Annotated in this window: 19 protein-coding genes and 1 tRNA gene; 6 read left to right on the top strand and 14 right to left on the bottom strand. The window is 43.1% G+C overall.

The features are described 5' to 3' along the window. Positions 1 to 76: 76 nt before the first annotated feature. A complete protein-coding gene (locus F6J99_RS20965; RefSeq protein ID WP_293114955.1) occupies positions 77 to 1042 on the bottom strand; it encodes a DMT family transporter in 966 nt (321 codons plus the stop codon). Between the two features lie 758 nt (positions 1043 to 1800). Here F6J99_RS20965 and F6J99_RS20960 point away from each other — a divergent pair. Next, positions 1801 to 4401, top strand: coding sequence for an MBL fold metallo-hydrolase (locus F6J99_RS20960; protein WP_293114953.1), 2601 nt, complete (start codon positions 1801 to 1803; stop codon positions 4399 to 4401). A gap of 58 nt (positions 4402 to 4459) precedes the next feature. Here the strand turns inward: F6J99_RS20960 and F6J99_RS20955 are convergent. Both F6J99_RS20955 and F6J99_RS20950 read right to left on the bottom strand, forming a co-directional pair. Further along, a tRNA-Cys gene (locus F6J99_RS20955) sits at positions 4460 to 4530 on the bottom strand. A gap of 155 nt (positions 4531 to 4685) precedes the next feature. Beyond that, the gene (locus F6J99_RS20950; RefSeq protein ID WP_293114951.1) at positions 4686 to 5528 is read right to left on the bottom strand and encodes a pentapeptide repeat-containing protein; all 843 of its coding nucleotides are present in this window, start codon (positions 5526 to 5528) and stop codon (positions 4686 to 4688) included. Between the two features lie 306 nt (positions 5529 to 5834). On the opposite strand from F6J99_RS20950, the gene F6J99_RS20945 reads away from it, so the two are divergent. The 3 genes from F6J99_RS20945 (at position 5835) to F6J99_RS20935 (ending at position 10325) form a co-directional block, all read left to right on the top strand. Further along, positions 5835 to 7415 (top strand): dynamin family protein, encoded by a 1581-nt coding sequence (locus F6J99_RS20945; protein ID WP_293114949.1) that lies wholly within the window; start codon positions 5835 to 5837, stop codon positions 7413 to 7415. A gap of 21 nt (positions 7416 to 7436) precedes the next feature. Next, positions 7437 to 8924, top strand: a complete 1488-nt coding sequence (gene pabB / locus F6J99_RS20940; protein ID WP_293114947.1) for an aminodeoxychorismate synthase component I — start codon at positions 7437 to 7439, stop codon at positions 8922 to 8924. A gap of 69 nt (positions 8925 to 8993) precedes the next feature. Beyond that, complete coding sequence (locus F6J99_RS20935; protein ID WP_293114957.1) at positions 8994 to 10325, top strand: transposase; 1332 nt, start codon at positions 8994 to 8996, stop codon at positions 10323 to 10325. A gap of 185 nt (positions 10326 to 10510) precedes the next feature. On the opposite strand, the gene F6J99_RS20930 is transcribed toward F6J99_RS20935, so the two are convergent. The 5 genes from F6J99_RS20930 to F6J99_RS20910 form a co-directional block, all read right to left on the bottom strand. Next, positions 10511 to 10837 (bottom strand): DUF3082 domain-containing protein, encoded by a 327-nt coding sequence (locus tag F6J99_RS20930; RefSeq protein ID WP_070390873.1) that lies wholly within the window; start codon positions 10835 to 10837, stop codon positions 10511 to 10513. A 216-nt stretch (positions 10838 to 11053) separates the two neighbouring features. Further along, the gene (gene gmk, locus F6J99_RS20925; RefSeq protein ID WP_070390874.1) at positions 11054 to 11608 is read right to left on the bottom strand and encodes a guanylate kinase; all 555 of its coding nucleotides are present in this window, start codon (positions 11606 to 11608) and stop codon (positions 11054 to 11056) included. Positions 11609 to 11632: 24 nt separating this feature from the next. Then, positions 11633 to 11899, bottom strand: coding sequence for an extracellular matrix/biofilm regulator RemA (gene remA / locus F6J99_RS20920; protein ID WP_008191366.1), 267 nt, complete (start codon positions 11897 to 11899; stop codon positions 11633 to 11635). A gap of 202 nt (positions 11900 to 12101) precedes the next feature. Next, positions 12102 to 12917: an RDD family protein gene (locus F6J99_RS20915; RefSeq protein ID WP_293114944.1), complete on the bottom strand. Its 816-nt coding sequence runs from the start codon at positions 12915 to 12917 to the stop codon at positions 12102 to 12104. Next, positions 12905 to 13816, bottom strand: coding sequence for a DUF975 domain-containing protein (locus tag F6J99_RS20910; RefSeq protein ID WP_293114942.1), 912 nt, complete (start codon positions 13814 to 13816; stop codon positions 12905 to 12907). The genes F6J99_RS20915 and F6J99_RS20910 overlap by 13 nt, the downstream gene beginning before the upstream one ends. 80 nt (positions 13817 to 13896) lie before the next feature. Here F6J99_RS20910 and F6J99_RS20905 point away from each other — a divergent pair, with 80 nt between their 5' ends. Then, positions 13897 to 14865 (top strand): stage II sporulation protein M, encoded by a 969-nt coding sequence (locus F6J99_RS20905; protein ID WP_293114940.1) that lies wholly within the window; start codon positions 13897 to 13899, stop codon positions 14863 to 14865. Here the strand turns inward: F6J99_RS20905 and F6J99_RS20900 are convergent. The 4 genes from F6J99_RS20900 to F6J99_RS20885 all read right to left on the bottom strand — a co-directional run bounded on the left by F6J99_RS20900 (position 14857) and on the right by F6J99_RS20885 (position 19183). Beyond that, positions 14857 to 16263 carry a DUF58 domain-containing protein gene (locus F6J99_RS20900; RefSeq protein ID WP_293114938.1) on the bottom strand — a complete coding sequence of 469 codons (1407 nt, stop codon included), beginning with the start codon at positions 16261 to 16263 and terminating at the stop codon, positions 14857 to 14859. The genes F6J99_RS20905 and F6J99_RS20900 overlap by 9 nt on opposite strands. A 31-nt stretch (positions 16264 to 16294) precedes the next feature. Beyond that, on the bottom strand, positions 16295 to 17245 hold the full coding sequence (locus F6J99_RS20895; RefSeq protein WP_293046476.1) for a MoxR family ATPase: 951 nt from the start codon (positions 17243 to 17245) through the stop codon (positions 16295 to 16297). Between the two features lie 135 nt (positions 17246 to 17380). Further along, positions 17381 to 18499, bottom strand: coding sequence for a DUF4350 domain-containing protein (locus tag F6J99_RS20890; protein ID WP_293114936.1), 1119 nt, complete (start codon positions 18497 to 18499; stop codon positions 17381 to 17383). Between the two features lie 72 nt (positions 18500 to 18571). Next, on the bottom strand, positions 18572 to 19183 hold the full coding sequence (locus tag F6J99_RS20885; protein WP_293114934.1) for a DUF4129 domain-containing protein: 612 nt from the start codon (positions 19181 to 19183) through the stop codon (positions 18572 to 18574). A gap of 163 nt (positions 19184 to 19346) precedes the next feature. Here F6J99_RS20885 and F6J99_RS20880 point away from each other — a divergent pair, with 163 nt between their 5' ends. Further along, a complete protein-coding gene (locus F6J99_RS20880) occupies positions 19347 to 19781 on the top strand; it encodes an SRPBCC domain-containing protein (RefSeq protein WP_293114932.1) in 435 nt (144 codons plus the stop codon). 111 nt (positions 19782 to 19892) lie between these two features. Here the strand turns inward: F6J99_RS20880 and F6J99_RS20875 are convergent, their stop codons facing one another. Next, positions 19893 to 20066 (bottom strand): hypothetical protein, encoded by a 174-nt coding sequence (locus F6J99_RS20875; RefSeq protein ID WP_158069354.1) that lies wholly within the window; start codon positions 20064 to 20066, stop codon positions 19893 to 19895. Between the two features lie 394 nt (positions 20067 to 20460). Further along, positions 20461 to 22167, bottom strand: coding sequence for a dynamin family protein (locus F6J99_RS20870; protein ID WP_293114930.1), 1707 nt, complete (start codon positions 22165 to 22167; stop codon positions 20461 to 20463). Positions 22168 to 22269: the final 102 nt, after the last annotated feature.

The raw sequence follows: 22269 nt of genomic DNA, 5'->3' as shown, positions 1-22269 counted from the left end.
CCCCATCTCCCCTTAATTATGGGTATTCAACCAGACTTGATATAACTAGTTGTAGCATCCATAACGGTAAATGGTATTAAGTGTTTTCTTCCTTAATAGTTAGCTTCTCAGCACCTTTGCCGGTTTTTGCTAGATAAATTCCCTCCATAATCACAGCAAAACCTAGTAAGTTAAGAATACTTAAGCTTTCTGAAAATAGAATCCAGGCCAGAATAGCAGCAACTAGTGGATCGAGAAGCAATACTAAGGAAACAAAGCCTGAAGAAAAGTGCTTGAGGCTGTATACTACTAAACCATGTCCCACAGCTTCGCAGATAACAGCTAGGGAAATCACTGCTAACCATCCTGACCAAGAAATCGGGAAAATTTGGTCGCTGAATATCAGAACCACTGGGATCATAAAAAGTGTTCCCAAAGCACAGCGCCAAATCAGTATTCCTTCTACAGAAAACTTGGTTCGTAGTTGTTCTAATAGTAAAAAGTTGACTGCATAAAATACAGAAGATGCTAAGGCAGCACTATCACCGATAAAGTTATTGGGCGACTTTATAAAATCCTCTATTTGTAGAGTAGTTGCCCCTAACAATGCAAGTGCCAGACCAATGAGGAATCTACGGTCAAAGCGCTGCTTAAATAATAACCATCCTCCTATAGTAGCGAAAAATGGTGTTAAAGCTCCTAGTACATTACCATTAGCAACGCTAGTCTTAGTTAAAGACCAAGTCCATAGAAATCGACCACCCAGATGAGATATCGCTACGCCTACCAAAAGTAGGATATCGCCAATTTTATAACCTGACTGTGCGTCATATTTCTGATTCGATGTTTGAGTTCTTACTTGGTTTACTCCATTCCACAAACCAAAGACTAGAGTAGCTATCCAAAGACGATTGAATACTGTGGCATTAGCACTTATTTCTTGGAGAGAAAACCTGATTAAGATTGCTGTTATAGATAAAGCAAGTAAGGCAATTACTAATAATATGATTGGTAGTAATTCTGATGTTTGCTCTCTATTGTCTTCTGTTAGTATTGCTTTCATCGTTTGGTGTTAGATTTTGACTAAAAATACCGTATTTTCAATTACTCAGCTATTACCTGATAGCTAAATTAAGGCAATCATTCGGTTGATCAACCGTTGATACTCCAGAGGTTAGAGCTAACGTCTAGAGAGGAGAGTTTTTTTACTCCTGGGTGATGCTGACGTTACTTGGGTCTTTTTGGTCTGTTATCTGACACTCATCATGAATAGCTAATTAGCTGATAGCTTAGTATAGTTTGGCTAAGCTATAACCTACTATTCTGCTCCAAATAAATAATAGTCTAATCATAAAGTATCCTGGTCACCAAATCAAAGGTAATCAGTATCAAGTTTTTATATCACGTCTGGAGGATTAGTGATGATTAACAATATCGTAATTTTTACTATGGACAATTAAACGGATTTGATATAGAGTACTGTCCGATAGTATTGGCAATGTATTCCAGGGTTTGCCTTACTATTATTATTGCGATATTGCTTATTGCGATATTGCGATATTGCGATAAGCAATATCCCATTCTTATTACTTTCCCGTAGCGGCTGCGAAGGAGCATCCCTTAGGGGCGACCGGGCGAGCATCTCCTTGAGCCTAATCAGTGAGTGCGATATCTGCTATTCTTTACCAGATATGGTAAACTTTAACCTTATCAGTAACTAAGCACCTAATTTGGGATCATTTCCCATTCCCTTGTCTACCATTAAAGTGGCAACTGATCCAAAAAATCCCCAAACAGTCAACTGCTAATGCCACTAAAGCGATGACCAATACCATCCAATGCACCTTAACTGGAAACATCGAGTCAGTAGCTCAGGTAAACTATCTCCTCAGTCAGGATGGCCTTCGATTCAAAATCAAAACCTTGCCCACTGATGATATTCCTACTGGAATCCATTCCTGGCAAGTCGCCCCCAATACGAGCTCAGATGGTGTAATTGGCTCTCTCTACCTAGAAGCGATGACTGAGACAGTCCAGGAGGAGCAATGGTTAATCGCTGGCAGAGTAGTGCAGTTAGGCAAACGGGGACAGTTTGTACAACTCAAAGTGTCCAGACCAGGACAGAAAACCCTGAAAATCAGTGTCTTAGGCTCTAACAAGCACATGAAGATTGGGGAACTGTGGGAAGTAGTTGCTAAGCGCCAACGGGATACCCTGATTTTACATCGAGCTTTACCCCAAGGAGAGCACAATTCCAATAGCCGCCCAGGGAAGAAAAACCGCAGCCACAAACCGGTCGAGTCTAGGAAGTATAAACATGAGTCAACATTTCAACAAAGCCAAACAACCTTGTTACAGCAGGCTCTGACCAGGCTATCAGATGACCATTATCCCTCCAAATCCACACTAGCTGCTCCCCCGACGGAAACCATTAATAGAGTCTTAGCCACGTTGAAACAGAAAACCGATGTCAACGATTGGCAATTAGACTTGCCTAAACAGCGAGCTCGAACAAGATGGGAATGGGAAGCGTTCTCCCCTTCAACCCAGCAACAAGCACGAGTGAGTTTGAAGGGAAACTATATCCACGTATATTATTACCAGTTTCCGGATATCCCATCTGCAAGTGTTGATTCTCAATCCTATGATCGTTTAATTGTTACTCCTTTAGGAGCAGCTAGAAGCATTGGTGCCAGTTGTTTCCAAATTCTGATTGGTCCCTATGAAGTACTCTTAGACTGTGGGACTCGACCCAAAGGCTACGACCCTTTGCCCGCCTTGGACTATCTGGATAATCCTCACCTGCTCCTGATCTCCCATAGCCATCAAGACCACCTTGGTGCTGTGCCTGTCTTTCACAGCCGCTACCCTGATGCGCGGATGATTTCAACTCATGGCACCAGAGAAATTGCCCATGTCATGCTCAGGGATGGACTGAAGATACAGCAACTGAATGAAGACTCTCCAGAGTTATTTGATGAGGCCGATTTAGAACAAACCTTGTTTCAATTGGAAACTCAACCAGTAGGCCAAGACTTTGAGGCATTACCGGGACTAATGGTAAGGTTCATCAATGCCGGGCATATCTTGGGTGCGGCTTGTATCTATCTGCGCTATAAGGATATGTCTTTACTCTATACCGGAGACTTCCACACTACCAATAGTCGCACCACTAACGGCTTGAATTTAGCTGAGCTTCCTGAAGCGGATATTTTAATTACTGAGTCTACCTATGGTTCCTCTGTCCACCCCGCTAGAAGAAATCAAGAAACTGCATTGATGGAATCCATTGCTGAAGTAGTGCAAGCTGGGGGCAATGTCTTGATTCCCTCTTTTGCTTTGGGTAGAGCTCAGGAAATCTTGTTAGCGCTCCGCACCTCCAAGCTATTTAATAAATTAACAGTTCCGATATTTGTGGATGGATTGGTCAGAGCAGTCACAGAGGTATTTCGAGAAAACCTGGACTTGTTGCCTGTTCCAGTTCAGAACTTAGTTAAGATTAACGGTCAGGAACCATTCTTTGATAAAACCAGTACACCCCCGATTATTTCTATCGAACACCCTCGGGAACGTCCGATTGCGATCGCAAAACCCAGTGTAATTGTGGCCAGTTCCGGTATGCTCACCGGTGGACCGTCAGTCTATTATGCCTCAGCACTGCTAGAGCGAGAGAATGCTGCCATCTTTATTTCTGGCTACACTGATGAAGAATCCCCTGGCCGCCTCCTGCAAAGTCTCAAAACTGGGGACACTGTTGAACTAGATGGGAAATCAATTACCGTCAAAGCTCAAATCAAACGGTTTAACCTCTCTGCCCATACCGATAAGGTGGGACTCGGACAAGTAATCAACAAGGTAAAGCCCAAGCACCTAGTCTTAATTCACGGAGAATTAGAAGCCTTACACCAAGTAGCCCGGTCTGGAGACAATCAGTCCTTATGCTATATCCATATTCCTGCTGTGGGGGATAAAATCGAATTAGGAGTAGCACCGGAACAGCTTTCCCGACAGCAGATTGCTAAGATTCAGCAACCCCAAGAGTTTGACGTGATGGTAGAGAGCTTTGGTACCGATGCTTGGTTGCGAGTTCCCGAAGAGGTGGTAGAAAAAGACCCTCGATGGCAGACCTTGAGTATCAGCGGCATTATCAAAGCGCGATGGGATGGTGCGAATCTCAAGCTTGCTCCCATGCAACCGGAAATGATACTTCAGGAAGAAGAGATTGAAGCAGGGCTTAAGAGTGGAAAGCATTGCTGTGCCGTGTGTCAGTTTTTCAGTGGTAGATTTTGTCAGTCTCCTGATAGTCCTTTGTTTGAGCGGAGGGTTGATCCCTTGGCAATCTGTGATCAATTCCAATCTAAAGTCCAGGATTTGTCAACTCTTGACACTGAACTTCTGTGGTCAGAGGAAGTTGATTACTAGCAGGATCCCTCTCCTACTCCATATCTCCGAGATTTTACCGAGATTATCCATTTCAAAAAGGCGGCACCCAGATTCGAACTGGGGATAAAGGCTTTGCAGGCCCCTGCCTTACCACTTGGCTATGCCGCCACTAGTTGTTTAGTATATCATAACTATATCAGTTTTCAATTTTAATAATATCTCTGAATTACCCATGTTAAAAATTTTCCCGCGTCCACTGCGTCCCCTTTGTCCGGTGCTGACCTAGTCAAGGAAGACGCAAAGAACGCTGATAAGTAGGTTTTTTATTGGTTAATTGTGCCGTTGGGCATAGTTACCTGATTTAAATTAGTGTTATCAAAATTAGCACCATTGGTCATAGCATCCCTGAGATCAGACCTTTCTAAGTCTGCCCTGGCCAGATCGGTACCATTGAGATTGGCACCAGTCAAGTTAGCTCCTGTTAAATCTGTATTACTTAAATTGGCACCAGTCAGGTTAGCACCGCTGAAATCAGCATTGGCTAAATCTGCTCCAGCAAAATCGGCACCAGTGAGATTGGCATTGCTGAAGTTAGCCTGACTTAAATCAGCACGGCTGAAGTTAGCACCAGTCAGGTTAGCATTAGTCAAATCTACTCCTGACAAGTCCACATTCGTACAATCTGCCCCACTGAGGTTAGCACCCCTGAGGTTTTTCTCGATCAGGGGTGTACACTTGTTAATATGCCCTGACCCTATATTATCCGCAAACGCTGTGGGTTCCTCTTGAGACACACTTACCTGTATTGGCTTCGCTTCTGCAACTGCTCCAGTTTCCAATCGCTCAGGTTCTGCCACTGGTCTAGGTTCTACAAAACTGGCTAACCATCCTATACCCGCAAGAGCGAGTAAGACTGTACCCATACCAATCAACATCAGACCAGACCCATTACTATGATGTTTGGCGACTACGGATTTAGAATGCGTTCGCTTTTTAATCTCAGCAAGGGCTTTTTCCATAAATTCTGGGGGAATTTGTGCCTCTTTACCTGCTTCAATCAACTCCTTTACAGAATAGCTTTGGTTGTGCTGAGCATAGAGTTGAGCCGCTAGGGCGAAGGCTTGGTGGGCTTGGTCTTCAGGGATACGATCTTTTGGGAGTTTCATAATTATTAGGAAGCTTAGGAAGCCAGTGAGAGCTGAGATAGTATAAGAGTCAGGCTGTCAAGCCTTTCACTTTCTAATCTAGCAAGCCACACTTTCAAGTGTTAATAGTTGCTTAATCGAGCTTGGTGACCTCACAGCTAAACTGATCACGGAAGTGAGGGTAATCTATCCCGCCAGTCAAGAAACTGACCTTAAGGTGACACGAAGGCTATTGTTAACTAGCGTAGGCTTTGGATTTATGCTTCTTTATCTTGCGAATACTTGCTAATATAATTAGATCTGTTCGCTCATTTCGCTCATAGTAACGTGGTCACCCTTCCTGTTCAACAAGAGCATCTGTTTAACCGCAGCCTCAACACCATCAAAGGTGTAAAACTACTCTTTGTCGAAGCAGAGCTGCTTTTCGATGTCTCTTGCCCTGATCTTGATGCCCTCAAGCAGCAACTGGAAAATCCCTTCTCGATCTTTGTCTGTGGAGAATTTAATGCCGGAAAATCCAGTGTGCTGAATCGGTTGAGTAATGACGAGCTAGCTGCTGTGGGCATACTTCCGACCACAAACTCGATTCAACCCTATTACCCAGAGGGGTTTGATGGCATTGTCTTTATTGATAGCCCAGGCACAAACTCGATCATTGAACGTCACCAAGCACTGACAGAGGATTATCTACAGCATGCTGATATCATCCTGTTTGTTACCTCAGTGGAACGACCTCTGACTAAATCAGAGCTGGACTTTCTCTCCTTAGTGAGTAAAATCTGGGTACGTAAAGTAATCGTTATTATAAATAAAGTCGATCTGATCACCCCACAAGAGAGTGAACAGATTATCTCACACGTCAAAGATGGACTTCGTGATGTCTTTACAGAAGTACCACCCTTATTTACAGTATCAACACGCACTGGCAACAACATCGACACCCTACGAGACTTCTTACTAGAGTTTCTGGTAGAAGCTGAAAAAATACGGCTAAAACTTCAGGGTCCTCAGAACTCTTTATTAGTTTACCTAGAGCAGTTAGAGAAAAAGAACTATCAGGCACGGGAGAAAATCATTGCCGAAAAAACGATTTTTGATCGATCCCTGTTGCGAATCAATGAGCGCATTGAGCAATATGACCTTATTTTTGGTGTCTTTAGAGAAAAAATTCGTGACCTGTTTACCAATCTAATTCAACAATTACATAAGGTAATTCAGGATAATTTCGCCTTCATTAGCCTATTAAAAAAGCGTCTTATTAGGGAAGACGATCTCCTGGAAGAAAAAGTAGCTAGGGCGATCAAGGAGGTAAAACTTGAGCAACAGATGGAGGATATTGTTAACGAAGCAGCATCAACCCTTGTGAAATATCGAGAACAAATTATTCGCGAAGCTAGGGAAGATTTACAAGTAGCAGCCACCCTCTCAGAAGACTCATTTCAGGTTCCCGAACTTAATAGTGGTAAAATTGATACCACTGCTATCTCTGACAATCTTAAGGTAGCGTCAGAAAAGGGACTCAACAACTTTTTGACCTTGGGAACAGCTGCCGCAGCAACAGGAATTGGGGGGCATGTAGTAGCCACCGCTGCACTATTTGATCTGTCAGCTTTTGTACTAGCTCTGATGTTGACCATGTTTAGCTTCAATGCGGTTCCTAAGCAGCGTGATAAGGCAACCCAACAGCTTGATGAAACCTTGCGTGAGTTGCAGAATAACTATACCGATAAGCTCAAACAAGGTTTGCAGCAAGAATTAGTAAATAGCCTCAAGCAGTTCACTGACTCTCTGAAGCCGAGACTGCAGGAAATTGACCATAAACTCGCTGCCAGTAATTCATTGGAGGATAATTTACAAAGTCTCCGGCAGGAGATTAACGATATTTTAAAGGAGGTAGAGCAGCTATAGCTGTCACGGCTGTTTCATCAAATGATTTTTAATATTCATAGTCGCAAGCTCACGGTCTACCCTGATTCGGAACGAGTGTTTGTTCATCTATTTGGCTCACAACCGACAGCATTCTGGCTAGACAGCTCTCGCGTAGAACCTGGTCTATCTCGTTTTTCTTTTATGGGAGATGGTACAGGACCAAACAGCCTGCTAGTGCAATACTCGATTACTGACCAGAAACTCACCATTAACTGCTCGGGCAAAACAACACATCGTAGAGAAAGTATCTTCTCCTATCTACACAGAGAACTTGAGCGCCGATACAACTGTTTAGAAGGACTTCCCTTTGAGTTTAACTGTGGTTTTGTTGGCTACTTTGGTTACGAAATAAAAGCAGAATGTGGAGGAAAGCTCGTCCATCAATCGCCATTTCCAGATGCGATGTTTCTCTTAGCAGACCGAATTATTGCTTTTGACCATCAAGAGCAAGTCACTTATCTGTTGTGTCTGACTAAAAAAGGGGAAAATAGCCACGCAAATGCCTGGTTTGAAGGTATCGAAAAACAGCTTTGTAATCTACCTCCTCTGCCTCCTATTGAGTTAGACTATACTCATGAAAAAGTAACTTTTCGATTGAGTCGTTCCTACCAGAGATATCTGGAAGATATTCAAGAAAGTCTGGATCAGATTAAAGCTGGAGAAAGCTACGAAATTTGCTTGACTAACAAAATTTATGCCAATATCGAACTTGACCCTTTGGCATTTTACCGAAGGTTGCGCCAGCTCAATCCTGCACCCTACTCTGCCTTCCTAAGATTTGGCGAGCTAGCAGTGGCTTGTTCATCCCCAGAACGATTCCTTAAAATTGACCCCTCAGGTTGGGTGGAATCTAAACCCATCAAAGGAACTGCTGCACGAGGCCAAACAGAAGAAGAAGACCGACTGCTGTGCGAGGCGTTACGCACTCAGGAAAAAAACCGTTGTGAAAACATAATGATTGTAGACTTACTTCGGAACGATTTGGGCAGGGTTTGCGAAATTGGTAGTGTCCATGTCCCTAAGTTAATGGATGTGGAAACCTATGCCACAGTTCATCAACTGGTGAGTACAATTCGGGGTCGTTTGCGTCCAGATGTAAGGGTGGGAGACTGTATCCGTGCCACATTTCCTGGAGGCTCCATGACTGGTGCTCCTAAGATCTCAACCATGGAGATTATTGATCGATTGGAACTTCAGGCCAGGGGAATCTATTCCGGAGCGATCGGGTTTCTTGCACTCAACGGTGCTGCAGACCTTAACATTGTGATCCGAACTGCTGAGATTACTCCCAATCAAGTATCGATTGGTATCGGTGGTGCTCTGATTGCTTTATCGAATCCCCAGCTGGAATTTGAAGAAACCCTACTCAAGGCTGAAGCCCTAGTGCGTGCGATTGTCTACACGGTTTGTGGAGAGTTTTCCCCAGAGTTGTTTGAGATTGATGGTTTGAAGGCTCCCGCCATAATCTCCGATTTGGCGGTGAGATGAATTCCGACCAATAAAAAAATAATGCAGGAATCATGTTTATCCGATATCGCTTGTGGTAACATGGTATGGATGATAGTTAGAGAAGCTAAACTGTTAAACGGGTCACTAGCCCAATACCAAGCCTTAGATGAAGCCATAAGAACTGCTCAATTTGTTAGAAATAAAGCAGTCAGATTATGGAGAGACGAACCTAAAGTCAACAAAGGTCGTCTATCTCTACTATGCAAAGAACTTGCACATGCTCAAGAGTATCCTTGGGTTAAGAAATTAAACTCAATGGCACGTCAGGCATCAGCCGAAAGGGCTTGGAATTCTATCTCTAGTTTCTATCGTCGTTGTAGAGAGGGTGCTAATAAAAAGGGTTATCCTCAGTTCAAAAAACACTCTCGTAACGGCTTTGCCGACGCTGCGCGAACGGTTGAGTATAAAACCACAGGCTGGAAACTGTCAGAGGACTGTTTAACTATTAACTTCACCGATGGATTTCAGGCAGGTCGGTTCTCATTGTTTTGTAACCATGAGACAAGAGAGGACTTGTTTAGGCTTAAAATTAATTGGGTGCGAGTAGTGAGAAGGGTTGACGGTTATTATGCTCAATTCTGTTTTGATGCTAACCGTAAAGAGAAAGGGAATTATACCGGAAATGTGATCGGTATTGATTTAGGTTTGAAGTATTTCTACAAAGACCAAAATGACAATGCTGCTATATATCCCAAGTATCTCAGGCGAGCTGAAAAGAGAATTAAAAAGCTACAGCGGAGATTATCTAGAAAGTTTGTGAAAGGTAATAAACCTCAATCAAACAACTACCACAAAGCCAGAATTAGACTCGGGTTAGCTCATCTGAAGGTTCAAAGACAGCGTAAAGACTGGGCGGTTAAGTTAGCCCGGTGCGTAGTCCACTCTAACGATGTGGTTGTCTATGAAGACCTGAAAATTAAAAATATGGTCAAGAACCATCATTTAGCTAAGTCAATTTATGATGCGAGTTGGTATCAATTCACTCAATGGTTAGACTACTTTGGAAAAGTTTGGGATAAGACAGTGATAGCTGTTGCACCTAACTACACATCTCAAGATTGCTCAAATTGTGGTCATCGAGTGAAGAAATCTCTCAGCACTAGAACTCATCAATGTCAACGTTGTCACACAGAAATCTGTCGTGATACTAATGCTGCTCTCAATATTTTAAACAAGGGGATGAAGATTCTAGGTGTTGAGTATAACAGCGCTGCGACCCCGCACGGGTTCCCCGTGCTAGGGAACCCGCACCAAGAGAGTACCCAGGGGCACTGGGAAACTGCTGGGAAACCGGGAACGCTTGGGGAGAGTTCAACCGCTGTTGATGAGGGGAAACCTGATTCAATAAGTTGTCTCGCTGAACCAGGAATCACTTTGTGAGAATCCCCCGCCATAATCTCTGATTTGGCGGCGGGAGTATGTCAAAAGCCGAGATGGTGAATTATTAATATAGTAGTTCTCAATGGGTGAAGTACCTCCTCCAGGGTTTTAGGGAGTAGGGAGTAGGGAGTAGGGAGTAGGGAGTACAGAGTAGGGGTAAGAAAATTAAATTTACCTTCCGAGCATCACTTGGGCGGTAGAGGTCGGAACTTAGTTCGGTAGAGTTGTTGAATTGCCAAAGCTACCAAACCAAGGGTAGTAATACCAAAGATAAACGTGGCTAGGGTACTGACTCCCACGACCAGCGTCCGAACTGCGATCGCAATTTTGAGGGCTGTCTGGGAGTTAGACGTTAGGGGTTTATTAGCAAAGGTTGTAGCAATGGAGGCAGTTAGAAAATAAATAGCGCTCGTCAATCCTCCAGAAATCAATGCTCCCGTAAGGCAGCGCCAGGGGGAAGGTAGCGCTTGAGTACTCTTAGGGGTTTCCGTGTCTTGGTTAGATGTTGTCATTAGTCATTAGTGACCAGTATTCAGCAAGTATTAACCAGGGTTTTAACTATTATCCGGTAGCTTGTTATCTATACTACGTGTTATCTCTACTAGTTGAACTCTCAGGAGGCTGACCGACAGGGGATTCTAAGCTGACACATCTCAACCAGTTATCGATACCAGGGTCAATAACGAAGCTACCAGATCTAATATTACCTTTGTGTGTAATACTTAGTATTAAGATGGAAAGATAACTGCTTCCAAGCTTTGTAGAGCTTCTTTGAAGTCTTTATTAACAATAGTCACATCAAATTCATCAGCAGCTTCAATTTCGGCTTTGGCAATAGAAAGGCGTTGGGCGATTACTTCTTCACTATCCTTACCCCTCAACCGAATCCGCTGCTCTAATTCATCTAGACTGGGGGGTAGTACAAAAATACGGAGAGCAGAGGGAAAGGTTTTATTGATTTTCCTTGCCCCAACCAATTCTATTTCTAAAATAACAGACCTACCCTGATCAAGAAGCTGCTTGACTGGCAAACTAGGTGTACCGTAGTAATTACCAGCGTACTCAGCCCACTCTAAAAGCTCACCCCCTATGATCATTTCTTCAAACTGGTCACGAGTGACAAAGTAATAGTGTTTCCCATGCACCTCCCCAGGACGAGGTTGCCTGGTGGTTGCTGAAACCGAAAGATCAAGTTCCGGGTGTCGCTTCAGGAGCTGCCGTAGCAAGGTTCCTTTACCAACACCAGAAGGACCAGTCAATACAATGAGTCTTCCTGCTTCCATGTTGAGTCTAGTTAAGCTTAAAGCTTAATGGTTACCATTGTGACTATCTTTATTGATTACGAAGCGATGGGCAACAGTTTCTGGCTGAATTGCCGAGAGGATGACATGGCTGGAATCGGTCACAATTACCGCTCTGGTGCGACGCCCGTAGGTTGCATCAATGAGATATCCACGCTCTTTTGCCTCAGTAATGATCCGCTTGATAGGAGCAGACTCTGGAGAAACAATTGCTACAACTCGGTTTGCTGAAACAATGTTACCAAAACCAATATTAATCAGCTGAATGTCCATGAGCAACTAACGGCAAAAGCCGGATGAGAAGCTAGTATAAGTATTCAAGTACAATAGTAGCGACATTAATTTAGCCTTACAAGCCTAAAATCTGGTAAAAAACCGGATTTTAGGGAGTCATCCGTCTTCACTCTTGAGTACATCGGGTATTTTATTCCCAGATAAGCAACCCATGGCTCAAGCTTGATCAATAGTGCGTGGGTCAGTAATCCTGGGATGATAACTGCTGATAGGCAAGGTACACAGCCTCCAGAAACAAGTTAGCCGTGACACCTGAGGGTACCTTTTCCAAGGCAATCATGTCTTTGACCTGATCAGCCAGTTGTCGGCTTAACTTAGCTTTTGCCTGAGATGTCATTGCCTCGCGCCGCTGCAAATACTCTCGAATCATAGCAAAGTCTTCTGGCTGCAAGGGGGACAAATCTGCCTCGGTTTGGAGCTGATTGGCTAAGGCTTGAGCCTGATCGGAGATCTTGAAGCTAGCAGAAGCAATAGGCTGCTCTTCTTGGACTACCAGGGTTCCTGCTAACCAATCTCCCAAGCGTTTTTCTCGCTTGCTAAAGATAATTAAAAATACTCCCAGGAACCATAAATCATCAACAGGTCTGAGCAAAGCACGTAGGGTAGCTTGCTGTAGTCTCACTGGTCTAGCATCATCACGAATAACACGAATTTTGCCATAGCGCTTACCTGGTGTTTGTCCCTGCCATAGGGTTTCAAACAAAACAAAATAACCGATGTAAATTGAAAAGGTAATAAATAGATAAATGGCTACTAGCCAAAGCCTTAACTCATTAATACCAAAAAAATAGTCTAATAGGTCCAGCAGTTGGGAAGATAAAAAGCCCCAAGCAATTAAAAATACTACTAAAATTAATCCTAAGACAATATAATCAATTAACAAGGCATAAGCTCGACTGCCAATCCCTGCTAACGTTAATTCTAATTCAACACTTTCTGGGGTTTGTATAGTGACTCGATTAAAAAAATTAGTCGGTGTTGATTTTAGCTTCCCCATAGCTGCAAATCTATGCCTTCTTTACGACTACATAGATCGTAGTATATCACTGATTTAATGGCTTGCCAGAAGGGAACTAACAACGCACCACTAGCAAAGCTCAACCCAAAAACTAGCACTAAATACAGCCAGGCAAAAATTGCTGATTCTTGAGGAAACAAAAGAGATAAAATAGTTTGTATGCTGAATGTAGCTATCTGTACAGCAATCGAAATTGGTAGTGATATTAAAAACCCAACAACTACTATCCCTTGAATACGTAAGATAAATCCCTGAGTTAATTTCCAGCTGCGACCAATTGCTGCCCTGGCACCGATAGAATTTTCTTCTATAGCAAGCGGTATTTCATAAATTAAGAAGCGAGATATAAACCAGCTCAATCCAAAGAAAAAAACAATCATCAAAATAATCACAACCAGAAGTCCTATGATAGTCATAGCAATACTATTCTCAGGGAGAGTATTGAGATTATCTAAAAGAGTAATGCTATTACCGAAAATTAAACCAAGGACTCCGATCAAGATACCAATAACAAAAGAAATGATAAATACTACTAGGATTGCTGCTCCAAGAGTTATCAAGGATACTAGAAAAGTTATTAAGGATACTAGGATGCCTGCTCTGAAAAAACTCCACATCCGAGGATTGACATGGCGGCGAGCCTCATTCACTGTTTCTGGACGTTCAATGATTTCCCTAAACGCTAGACGTGAAATTAGCCCAAACATGGCACAAAACTTAGCCCAGCCATATATGGGAACTAATAGCCATAGATAACCGATAAAAGCTAGACGATAATATAACTTAAAATGATCGCGGTAGATGCGCAGACCGACATTAACAACATTACCAATACTGAGTGGTCCTAAAGATTGGCTGGGACTAGGCTCATAAGACATGGGTCGATGGGGCTATTGATGGCAAGACAAGTTTTAACGCTATCTTAAGCGAGGTTTACGAAAATTACCCCGAAAACTTTATGAATATTAAACGTTGGATTGGGCGGCGGGAAGCAAATTGGAAACAGTTGGATACTCTCCTGCAACAAGTGGAGAAACATCGAATCAAGTCTTTACCAGCATCCCAAATCAAGGAACTCGCTAGTTTGTATCGCTCCGTCTCAGCGGATTTAGCCCGTGCTAGAACTAACCAAGTAGGCAATACCCTGGTCAAGGATTTACAACGACTGACCTCTCGGGGCTATAACCAGATTTATCAAGGTTCTCGCCGTCAAGACTGGCAAGGCTTAGGGGAGTTTTGTCGCTGGGGTTTCCCTGCTGTAGTGCAACAGACGTGGAGTTATATTGCGATCGCAACAGCAGTGTTTCTCCTCGGAGCCTTAATTTCCTGGTGGTTGGCTTGGCAAGATCCAGTGTTTATGTCCCTGGTGGTTCCGGAACAGTTAATTGAACAGGTACGCGATCGCCAGGAATTGTGGATGGGTTCGATTTTGGGGATGAAACCCTTAGCGTCCAGTGGCATTATGATTAACAATCTATCGGTATGCTTTCGGGCAGTGGCTGGTGGGATTACCTGCGGTGCCTTTACCCTATATGTCATGGCATTCAACGGAATACTGATTGGTGCCATTGGCACCTTAGTGGGTCAAAATAACTTAGCTTATCCCTTCTGGGCATTTGTGTTTCCCCATGGTTCCCTGGAATTACCCGCTATCTTCTTTGCTGGTGGAGCCGGTTTACTCATCGGTAGAGCAATTCTGTTTCCAGGCCAATATCGCCGGGTAGATGCATTAAAATTTTATGGCTCCCAAGCGGCTCAGTTGATGTTTGGGATTGTGCCGATGTTGATTATTGCTGGTATTATTGAAGGGTTTTTCTCTCCGAGTCCCTTAGTGCCATCATTCCTCAAGTATTTGGTTGGAATCGGACTGTTTAGCCTTTTGGTTATATATTGTAGTAGCCGGAAACTCGAGGATGCTTCAAAGTAGATTCCGAGCTTTAACTCGTAAGTAGCTCTCAACCAGTTGCTGACTAATCTGATTCGCTGGTGCATCCAAAACCAGAACTCCTTTTTGCTTCAACCGGGCAAAGGCAACTTGGCGCTGGGCAATTAAATCCAGAGCGACAGCACGGGTATAAGCGGCTTGCCCCGGGTCAGGGTTGAGATCAACACTAATTCTTTTTTTCGCCTGCGCCTGGTATCTGCTGTGCCAAAGCTGGTCTTGACTGGGAATTTTCCCTAACTGACCCGTATTAGGGGGAGTGTGGGCCAATTGGTCAACAAGGGGGTCTCGAAGGGTGACACAAAAAGGTAAGTAGCGAGGGGTAAGGCGTTCTAGGGCTGCTAGCAATTCAGCGGAAGCAGTAACATCCACGATGTCTGTAATCATTACGACTAAAGCACGACGAGTTTGCTGATTCACTAGTTTTGTAACAGCACCAAAATAGTCCGGTTCTAATAACACTGGCTGAATCGGAGTGAGGCGTTCTATGAGTTTCGATAGTTGATGTTGACCCCGTTCTGGTGGAATCCAGGTCGTGATGTCTCGATCAAAGACACCCACCCCCACGCGATCGCCCCGATGTAACCCAGTTAATGCTAGGGCTAGAGTACTATTCAATCCCCAATCAAACCGCTTCAGTTGAAGTACCTGTGCGGTCATCAACCGTCCCCGGTCTAGTAATATAATCAAAGTCTGCTCTTTTTCCGGTTCCAGCACCCTGACTAAAGGGCGAGAGCGGCGAGCTGTAGCTTTCCAATCAATCAGGCGAGTGTCATCACCAATGCCATACTCCCGCAGTTCAGCAAATTCTGTGCCAGCACCCAAGTTTCGGGAACGGCGCATGGTACCAGTATTTTCCAGGGTCAGGCGAATAGAAAGCGATCGCAAACTGACTAAGTCTGGATAAACTGCTACGTTCTGACTCCCTGGGATTTTCCAATCATCCCACACCAAGCCCCAAGGACTCAACTGGCGCACGTGAATATCTCCCCAGTGAAACTGACCTCGTTTGGCTGGGTGAACCGTATAGGTTAGTTCCTTGTTACTATTCCGGTCAAGGGTAGCAGTTATGGTTGGGGTGGAAACTGCAAACTCTAATGGATAGTAGTCCTTAATCAGAATTCGAGCAACCTGATTTCTAGATTCCACTGAGAGCACAATCAGATTATCTCGCCCAATCGATAACCGTTGTAAAGGCGTGCGGCTTACCTTCACTCGGTTAGGTTTGACCCGTTGTCCATCCCATAAGGCTATACCAAGGACAATTCCATCAAAGACAAGAGTAGTAATTAGACTGATTTGTTGATTAAAAACAGTAGCGAGTAATAATGCGATCGCAATCCCTAGTATTAACAGTAAATAGGTTCGTTTTGAGGGAATCATAGTTTTTTTTGAGTGCTGAGTGCTGACCCACTCACCTAGGCACTGGAACTTGCTTGAGTAATGAAGCAATTACGCTATCGATCTGTAACCCATCTAATTGCACCTCTGGTTTCAGAATCAGACGGTGACGGAGTAGAGGGAGTGCGATCGCTTTTACATCATCCGGTGTCACATAATCCCGTCCTGATAACACAGCTTGGGCTTTACTGGTTTGTAACCAAGCTACAGCAGCTCTCGGAGAGGCTCCCAAGGCTAAATCAGGATTTTGCCTGGTTTGCTGAACTAAGGCTAGCAAATAATCCAGCACCTTCTCGTCTACTTGGACAGCTTTAACCTCTTGACGAGCACTAAAAATTTGTTCTACAGTTGCTAGAGGTTTCAGACGTTCTAAATCCAAACGGCGTCCACGAAATCCTTTCTCAGTATTAAGCAACATTTGCTTTTCTGCCGCCGCATCTGGGTAATCCACTACCAACTTGAATAAAAATCGGTCTAACTGAGCTTCTGGTAGGGGATAGGTGCCTTCAAATTCTAGAGAGTTTTGGGTAGCAATCACCCAAAATAGTTCAGATAGAGGCAAGGTTTCCCCGTCCAAAGTGACTTGCTGCTCTTCCATTGCCTCTAGCAGCGCTGCTTGGGTTTTGGGTGGGGTGCGGTTAATTTCATCAGCTAGCAAAATCTCAGTAAAGACTGGTCCTTTTTTGAGGGTAAAGTTACGGGTATTCAGGTCAAAGATATTAGTTCCTAAAATATCCGATGGTAGAATATCTGGGGTTAACTGAATCCGCCGAAATTCGGCTTGGATTAGCCTTGCTAGAACTTTGACAAGCAAGGTTTTACCGGTTCCTGGTACCCCCTCAATAATGACATGTCCACCACTGAGCAACGCTACGAGTAACTGTTCGACTAGGGTCGATTGACCGACAATTATTTTGCCAAGGGTTTGCTTGAGGCGGTTCAAGACAGGGAGATCATTGGTCATTGGGGTTGATTAGCTATCCTGTGGGACAGTTTTCGTGGTACCACAATAGCATGGGTAAACTCTGGTTGATTGCGGTTGGGATTAGTTAGCTTGATATCCGGTGGTTAAAACAATCGGGCAGTTATGATCATCGAATCAATCAAGACGAATTTTCTGCCATTTTCCCAGCCATTTTAGTAAGTCTGACTCCCTAATACGACGTTTATTAGATTGAATTTCCAACACTTGTTTCAGTTCTGTCGCTGGACGTCCAGTTTGCTCAACCCAAGCATCGATTAGAGCTTGATCCTCAAGCAGAGTCTGTCCTAATCCCAGTGCTTTTTGCAGTTGCAGTTGTTCGTCTTTTCCCACAACTTCCAACACAAACTCACTGCTGCCTGCTTTTTGCAAAACACCTGCTAATGCTCGGATATAGGCTTCACTGTTATCCACGACTGGTTCAGATAAAGTCAATGGTTGTCCAAAGCGGCGATTCAGAGCCCAGATGGCAACCAGAAGAATGATTAATCCTTGGATAAAGGCTGGCAACAAAGGGGTTTTCGCTAAATAACTGAATAGAGTCTCACCGACCTCTCGCTTGATCACATCCACATCTTTGTAACCATGGAGGTATTCATCCACCCAAACGGGATTTTGGTTAGTTAAATTCTCCTCTGGTTTCAAGGGAGTAACCAGTTGGGCTAATAATTCATAGTTAGCCGGAAAGTCCTGATAGGCATTGGCAGCAAGATCGGATGTAGTGGCAAAGATAACTCTACCATCACCAATAGGCTTTTCCCAAACCACCGCACCAAAGCGATCGCTTAAAATTTTCTTCCCCTGATTACCCTTGTATCGCCGCCTGGTGTTAACCTTAACCTTTCCCGTTGAAGCCTCTTGGATAGTACTAAAAGCAGCGTCTGTCACCGGCTGCTTGACTCCCAAAATCACCATCGTATTGCCCTGTTTAATCCATTCTCGCTCTTTACCATAAATAGTATCTACTGTCAACCAACTAGTGACACGCAATAAGGTAACCGAGCCTTGAGCATCCGTCTGATTCGCTAAATCCTCAAAGGGTTTTTGCCAACGCTGTATAGGAGTTCCCCGTTTTGCCATGTAAGCGTACCAAGCACCATAGCCATAGGGAGCGCGGCTGTAAGTAGAACCGCTATTGATTTTATTATTAGCTGGAGCAGCTACCAGGGTAATGATCATTAGTACCGCGATTGCAATGGCACTAATTACCCCTAACCGACGCTTAGGAAATTTCATCCTTCATCCTTGATACTTGGCCTTAAGGCCGTAGGCCACGCTGCGCGAACGGCCACGCTACGCGAACATACTTCATACTTCAACCTTAATCTGCTGATAAGCCTCCTTGCACCGTTCAAAAATCTGACTAGAGACTTCGGCGTTACTAAAACATAACTGCTGGTGGGTGATCAGTAAGATTTGGTATGGTTTAGGCTGCGGTAATTGCTGGATGAGTTGTAGATACTCTCCATCGGTGCGACTGGGATAGCGAGGGGCAATGCCAGTATCGTGTAATTGCTGCAACATCCCCATATACAAACAACGACAGGCTTCCGTGTAGTTACCCTGCTGCTGATAGTTTTGCGATCGCTCCCACCAATTGACCACTGATAATTCTGGAACTGGTCGTTTTGTCACTCTGTTTGCAGCTTGAGTAAATTGTTGGTAATAAGAAATAATATAAGGATGTAATCCTCTGATCAGTCGCACCCCTACCCAGCTTAGGATTACAACAACAAGTAACCAAAACGTTATCCTAATCACCTGGCCTAGTATAGGAGACAGTAACCAAGATGGTAGTGATCCTTGGGTTTGGTCAAGAGGCACCTGAGACATTTTCAGCTCCCACCACTCCCCGAATTGTCGTTGCAGCAGCTGCAACTGCCAATCCAAACTGTTTTTTTCAAAGGAACCAGTAGACATAAGATACTGATAACTAATAATGTCAAACAGCGGATTTAGGGCATGGATTAAGTCATCCGTGCATCCGTGTTATTATTGTGTGTAGTCCACCCTTCTATCCTTTCCCATTTACCATAATCTAAAATAACAGTACTTGAAGCCGGTAAAACTGCTATTTACTAACATGACAAGTCTCTATACTGACATTGAGATCAATGTCCCAAAGCAGAAGGTTTGGCAAATTTTGTTCCATAAACAGCAGTGGAAGTACTGGAACACATTTCTGTTTGATTGTGACTCAACTTTACGGTTTGAGCAGGGGAAAGAAGTGTTTCTCTCCCTGCGACGGCTTCCCAATGAAGAAGAGACAGAATTTGAGCCATTGGTGACACAAGTTCAGCCTGGTGTGTGTCTAAGTTGGGTGTCTTCTATCCCTGGCTTTAGTAGTGAATGTGTATTTGATTTGCAAGAAATAGGAGTGGGTCGTACCAAATACGTCCACAAACACTCTTATTCAGGTATACTTTCTCGAGTGTTTTTACCGTTTATCCGAGAGGATGAGTTACGGGGTATTAAACGAATGGCATGGGAGTTGAAGCGTTATGCTGAGGGGTTTTAGAACGTTAGTATGGCGCTAGCACAGCCTCACTCCGGGTGAAGTGTTAAAGATGACACTGCAAATACGACCGACATAACCACACCCGGAAGCACTCGTTTACCTGACAACTAGTTAGTCAAGATAGCCCATAAGTTCATCTGTCCCTTCACTAACATTTGTAGCAATAGGGCGATTTTGGGGTAATGGCTTTATGCTCAGCTGTTTCCTATCGATGTATCCTGAGGGTCCAGTTCCTTTAGCAGTGAATTGGAGTTCCTTGTCTTTATTGCTATCTGTGCTGCTCATATCCCTCCTGGGACTCCTGAGTTAGAGTCAAAAATACCTTATTGTATAGCTACGTGTGGTCTAAGTTGACCAAGTTAGGCTTGCAGTAAACAAAATATACTGTCAAGGTTATACTATCACATTTGATAGGAGTTTTATACCTAAAGCTGCTAGAACGCCCACAGCCAAAGTGATCCCTGATGGGGTTTAGCAGATTTTGGGAATGATTGAGATATCAGTACAGCTACCACTACAGCTACCACTACAGCTACCACTACAGCTACCAGTTGAAGCTATTCAGGGCATCATAATCTTTAGATGTTGGCCTAAACAAGCATGATTCGGCCAGCAATGGTGAACAGATTCATCGGCCATAACCCAATAGTTAAGGCCAATAACCATTAACCATTAACCATTAACTCATGACTAATAAATCCTTAGCCTTGCTCTGGATTGTTCTATAGTCCTTAAGGATTGGTCCTAGTCCTTCTTCTTCCTTTTCAACATAATCATCTAAATCTCCAAATACTCTTTTAATTTCTTCATATATCAGAGTACACTTTAAGTTAAGTTGCTGATTAATATCAGATATCAATTTAGTTTTCTCACTGTCTAATTTTTTGCTAATCTTGCTAATTATCATTTTTCTTTTCAGATAAAGCGCTCCCCCGGAAACTAAAATCCCAACTCCGGCAAACGCAGCACCGATAAGATCCAATATTACTATCTCCGTTATCGCCATAAATAGGCCAGCAATTACTGTTACTGCCGCTCCACCTAATAGATTAGTAGCGACTCCACTAGCGTGGGATTTTAAGGTATTGATAAACTCAGTATCTTCAAGGAGCTTAGACGCTTTTTGCTTAACGTCTTCAAACACCTCATGACGGCGCTCCATAACTCGGATAGATAGATGGCTATTACTGGAATAATTATCGATAGTATTCAAATCTTTTATTAAGGAATCAATTAGGTTTTTAATATCCCCTAAAAAATGCAGTGTCCCATCTTTTAAGGTTTCTTCTAACGAAACCTGTAGCTCTGGTTCATACTTGGCCTTGATCTGATCGATCCAGGCTTGGATCGAGGCATTTTTATTAACAGTACCAACAACGGACTTATTGATTAGTTTAGGAAAGGTGAAACCAGCGCTAAAATCAGATTTTATTTGCTCAGCAACTCGATCATAGTTGGCGGCTAACTTATCCACCAGTTTAGTAATGTCATCTTGAGACTTTTTTTCACCAACAGCTAGTTTAGTTTTGATTCGTTCTACTGATGATTTATCCAGCTCTAGTTGCCGTTGGATAGATTTTAATTCATCGTCTAATTCATCAATCACGTTTTGAGTGCGATCGCTAATTGATTTCAGTTTAATTTTGTAAGTCTCACCACCGGTAACCATATCATTAATAAATCCTCTCACTTCCCTAAACCCACTCCCCTCTTCATTCCCATTATTTTCTAATTCCGCTGATGTCGCAAAAACTATAGGAGACTCAATATGTCGTTGACTAGCATAGTCTTGAACTCTCTGAGTATTTCGACTTAATTCTTCTGGTTTCGTTAAATCACACTGTTGAAGTATAAAGACTACTTTTTTACGCCATTGCTCATTAACATAATCCAGAAGTTCCCAAGCTGTTTTATGATAGGGATTCTTAGCGAAAAATACAAAAAACACTAAATCACTATGAGGAATATAATTTTCAGTAATCTCTTGGTGGTTTTCCAGAATCGTATTCGTTCCGGGAGTATCGACAATTGATAACGTTTTCAAGATGTCAATGGGTAAACCAATTTTCCGTAACGTTGGACTAATATCTTTTTCAAACTGCTCCTCTGAATAAACAATTTGTTGAATAATATCTGTACAGGGCTCAACATCAGTTTTGCAAATTTTTTCTTGAATTAGGGCATTAATAAAGCTACTTTTTCCAGCTTTAACTTCTCCGACAATAACTAATAAAAACGGTTCATTACTATTTTTTTGTATCGTCCTAATTTTTGACTGTAATTCTGGTTTATTGATTTGACTAGCAAATTTATGCAAATCTTGTAATAGGTGATCAAGATCAAGTTTGTGGTTGTACAAGACTTGATCAATAATTTGATTGTTCATTAATATTACTCCCCTAGATTAGACTATCCTAAATTAGGATAAAATAATTCTTAAATGTTCTAGTATGGTAGATTGATTATAGTTACTTTAAAAGGATATCGC

This window comes from Moorena sp. SIO4G3 (assembly GCF_010692305.1).
In the GTDB taxonomy this organism is placed as follows: domain Bacteria; phylum Cyanobacteriota; class Cyanobacteriia; order Cyanobacteriales; family Coleofasciculaceae; genus Moorena; species Moorena producens_A.
The sequence above is the reverse complement of the archived record's forward strand: the minus strand, read 5'-3'. Positions and strand labels throughout refer to the sequence as shown.

Excerpts from the sequence above, each read along its gene's own strand:
- F6J99_RS20965 (WP_293114955.1), bottom strand. The coding sequence starts at position 1,042 with ATGAAAGCAATACTAACAGAAGACAATAGAGAGCAAACATCAGAATTA.
- F6J99_RS20960 (WP_293114953.1), top strand. The coding sequence starts at position 1,801 with ATGACCAATACCATCCAATGCACCTTAACTGGAAACATCGAGTCAGTA.
- F6J99_RS20950 (WP_293114951.1), bottom strand. The coding sequence starts at position 5,528 with ATGAAACTCCCAAAAGATCGTATCCCTGAAGACCAAGCCCACCAAGCC.
- pabB (WP_293114947.1), top strand. The coding sequence starts at position 7,437 with ATGATTTTTAATATTCATAGTCGCAAGCTCACGGTCTACCCTGATTCG.
- F6J99_RS20935 (WP_293114957.1), top strand. The coding sequence starts at position 8,994 with ATGATAGTTAGAGAAGCTAAACTGTTAAACGGGTCACTAGCCCAATAC.
- F6J99_RS20930 (WP_070390873.1), bottom strand. The coding sequence starts at position 10,837 with ATGACAACATCTAACCAAGACACGGAAACCCCTAAGAGTACTCAAGCG.
- gmk (WP_070390874.1), bottom strand. The coding sequence starts at position 11,608 with ATGGAAGCAGGAAGACTCATTGTATTGACTGGTCCTTCTGGTGTTGGT.
- remA (WP_008191366.1), bottom strand. The coding sequence starts at position 11,899 with ATGGACATTCAGCTGATTAATATTGGTTTTGGTAACATTGTTTCAGCA.
- F6J99_RS20915 (WP_293114944.1), bottom strand. The coding sequence starts at position 12,917 with ATGGGGAAGCTAAAATCAACACCGACTAATTTTTTTAATCGAGTCACT.
- F6J99_RS20910 (WP_293114942.1), bottom strand. The coding sequence starts at position 13,816 with ATGTCTTATGAGCCTAGTCCCAGCCAATCTTTAGGACCACTCAGTATT.
- F6J99_RS20905 (WP_293114940.1), top strand. The coding sequence starts at position 13,897 with ATGAATATTAAACGTTGGATTGGGCGGCGGGAAGCAAATTGGAAACAG.
- F6J99_RS20900 (WP_293114938.1), bottom strand. The coding sequence starts at position 16,263 with ATGATTCCCTCAAAACGAACCTATTTACTGTTAATACTAGGGATTGCG.
- F6J99_RS20895 (WP_293046476.1), bottom strand. The coding sequence starts at position 17,245 with ATGACCAATGATCTCCCTGTCTTGAACCGCCTCAAGCAAACCCTTGGC.
- F6J99_RS20890 (WP_293114936.1), bottom strand. The coding sequence starts at position 18,499 with ATGAAATTTCCTAAGCGTCGGTTAGGGGTAATTAGTGCCATTGCAATC.
- F6J99_RS20885 (WP_293114934.1), bottom strand. The coding sequence starts at position 19,183 with ATGTCTACTGGTTCCTTTGAAAAAAACAGTTTGGATTGGCAGTTGCAG.
- F6J99_RS20880 (WP_293114932.1), top strand. The coding sequence starts at position 19,347 with ATGACAAGTCTCTATACTGACATTGAGATCAATGTCCCAAAGCAGAAG.
- F6J99_RS20875 (WP_158069354.1), bottom strand. The coding sequence starts at position 20,066 with ATGAGCAGCACAGATAGCAATAAAGACAAGGAACTCCAATTCACTGCT.
- F6J99_RS20870 (WP_293114930.1), bottom strand. The coding sequence starts at position 22,167 with ATGAACAATCAAATTATTGATCAAGTCTTGTACAACCACAAACTTGAT.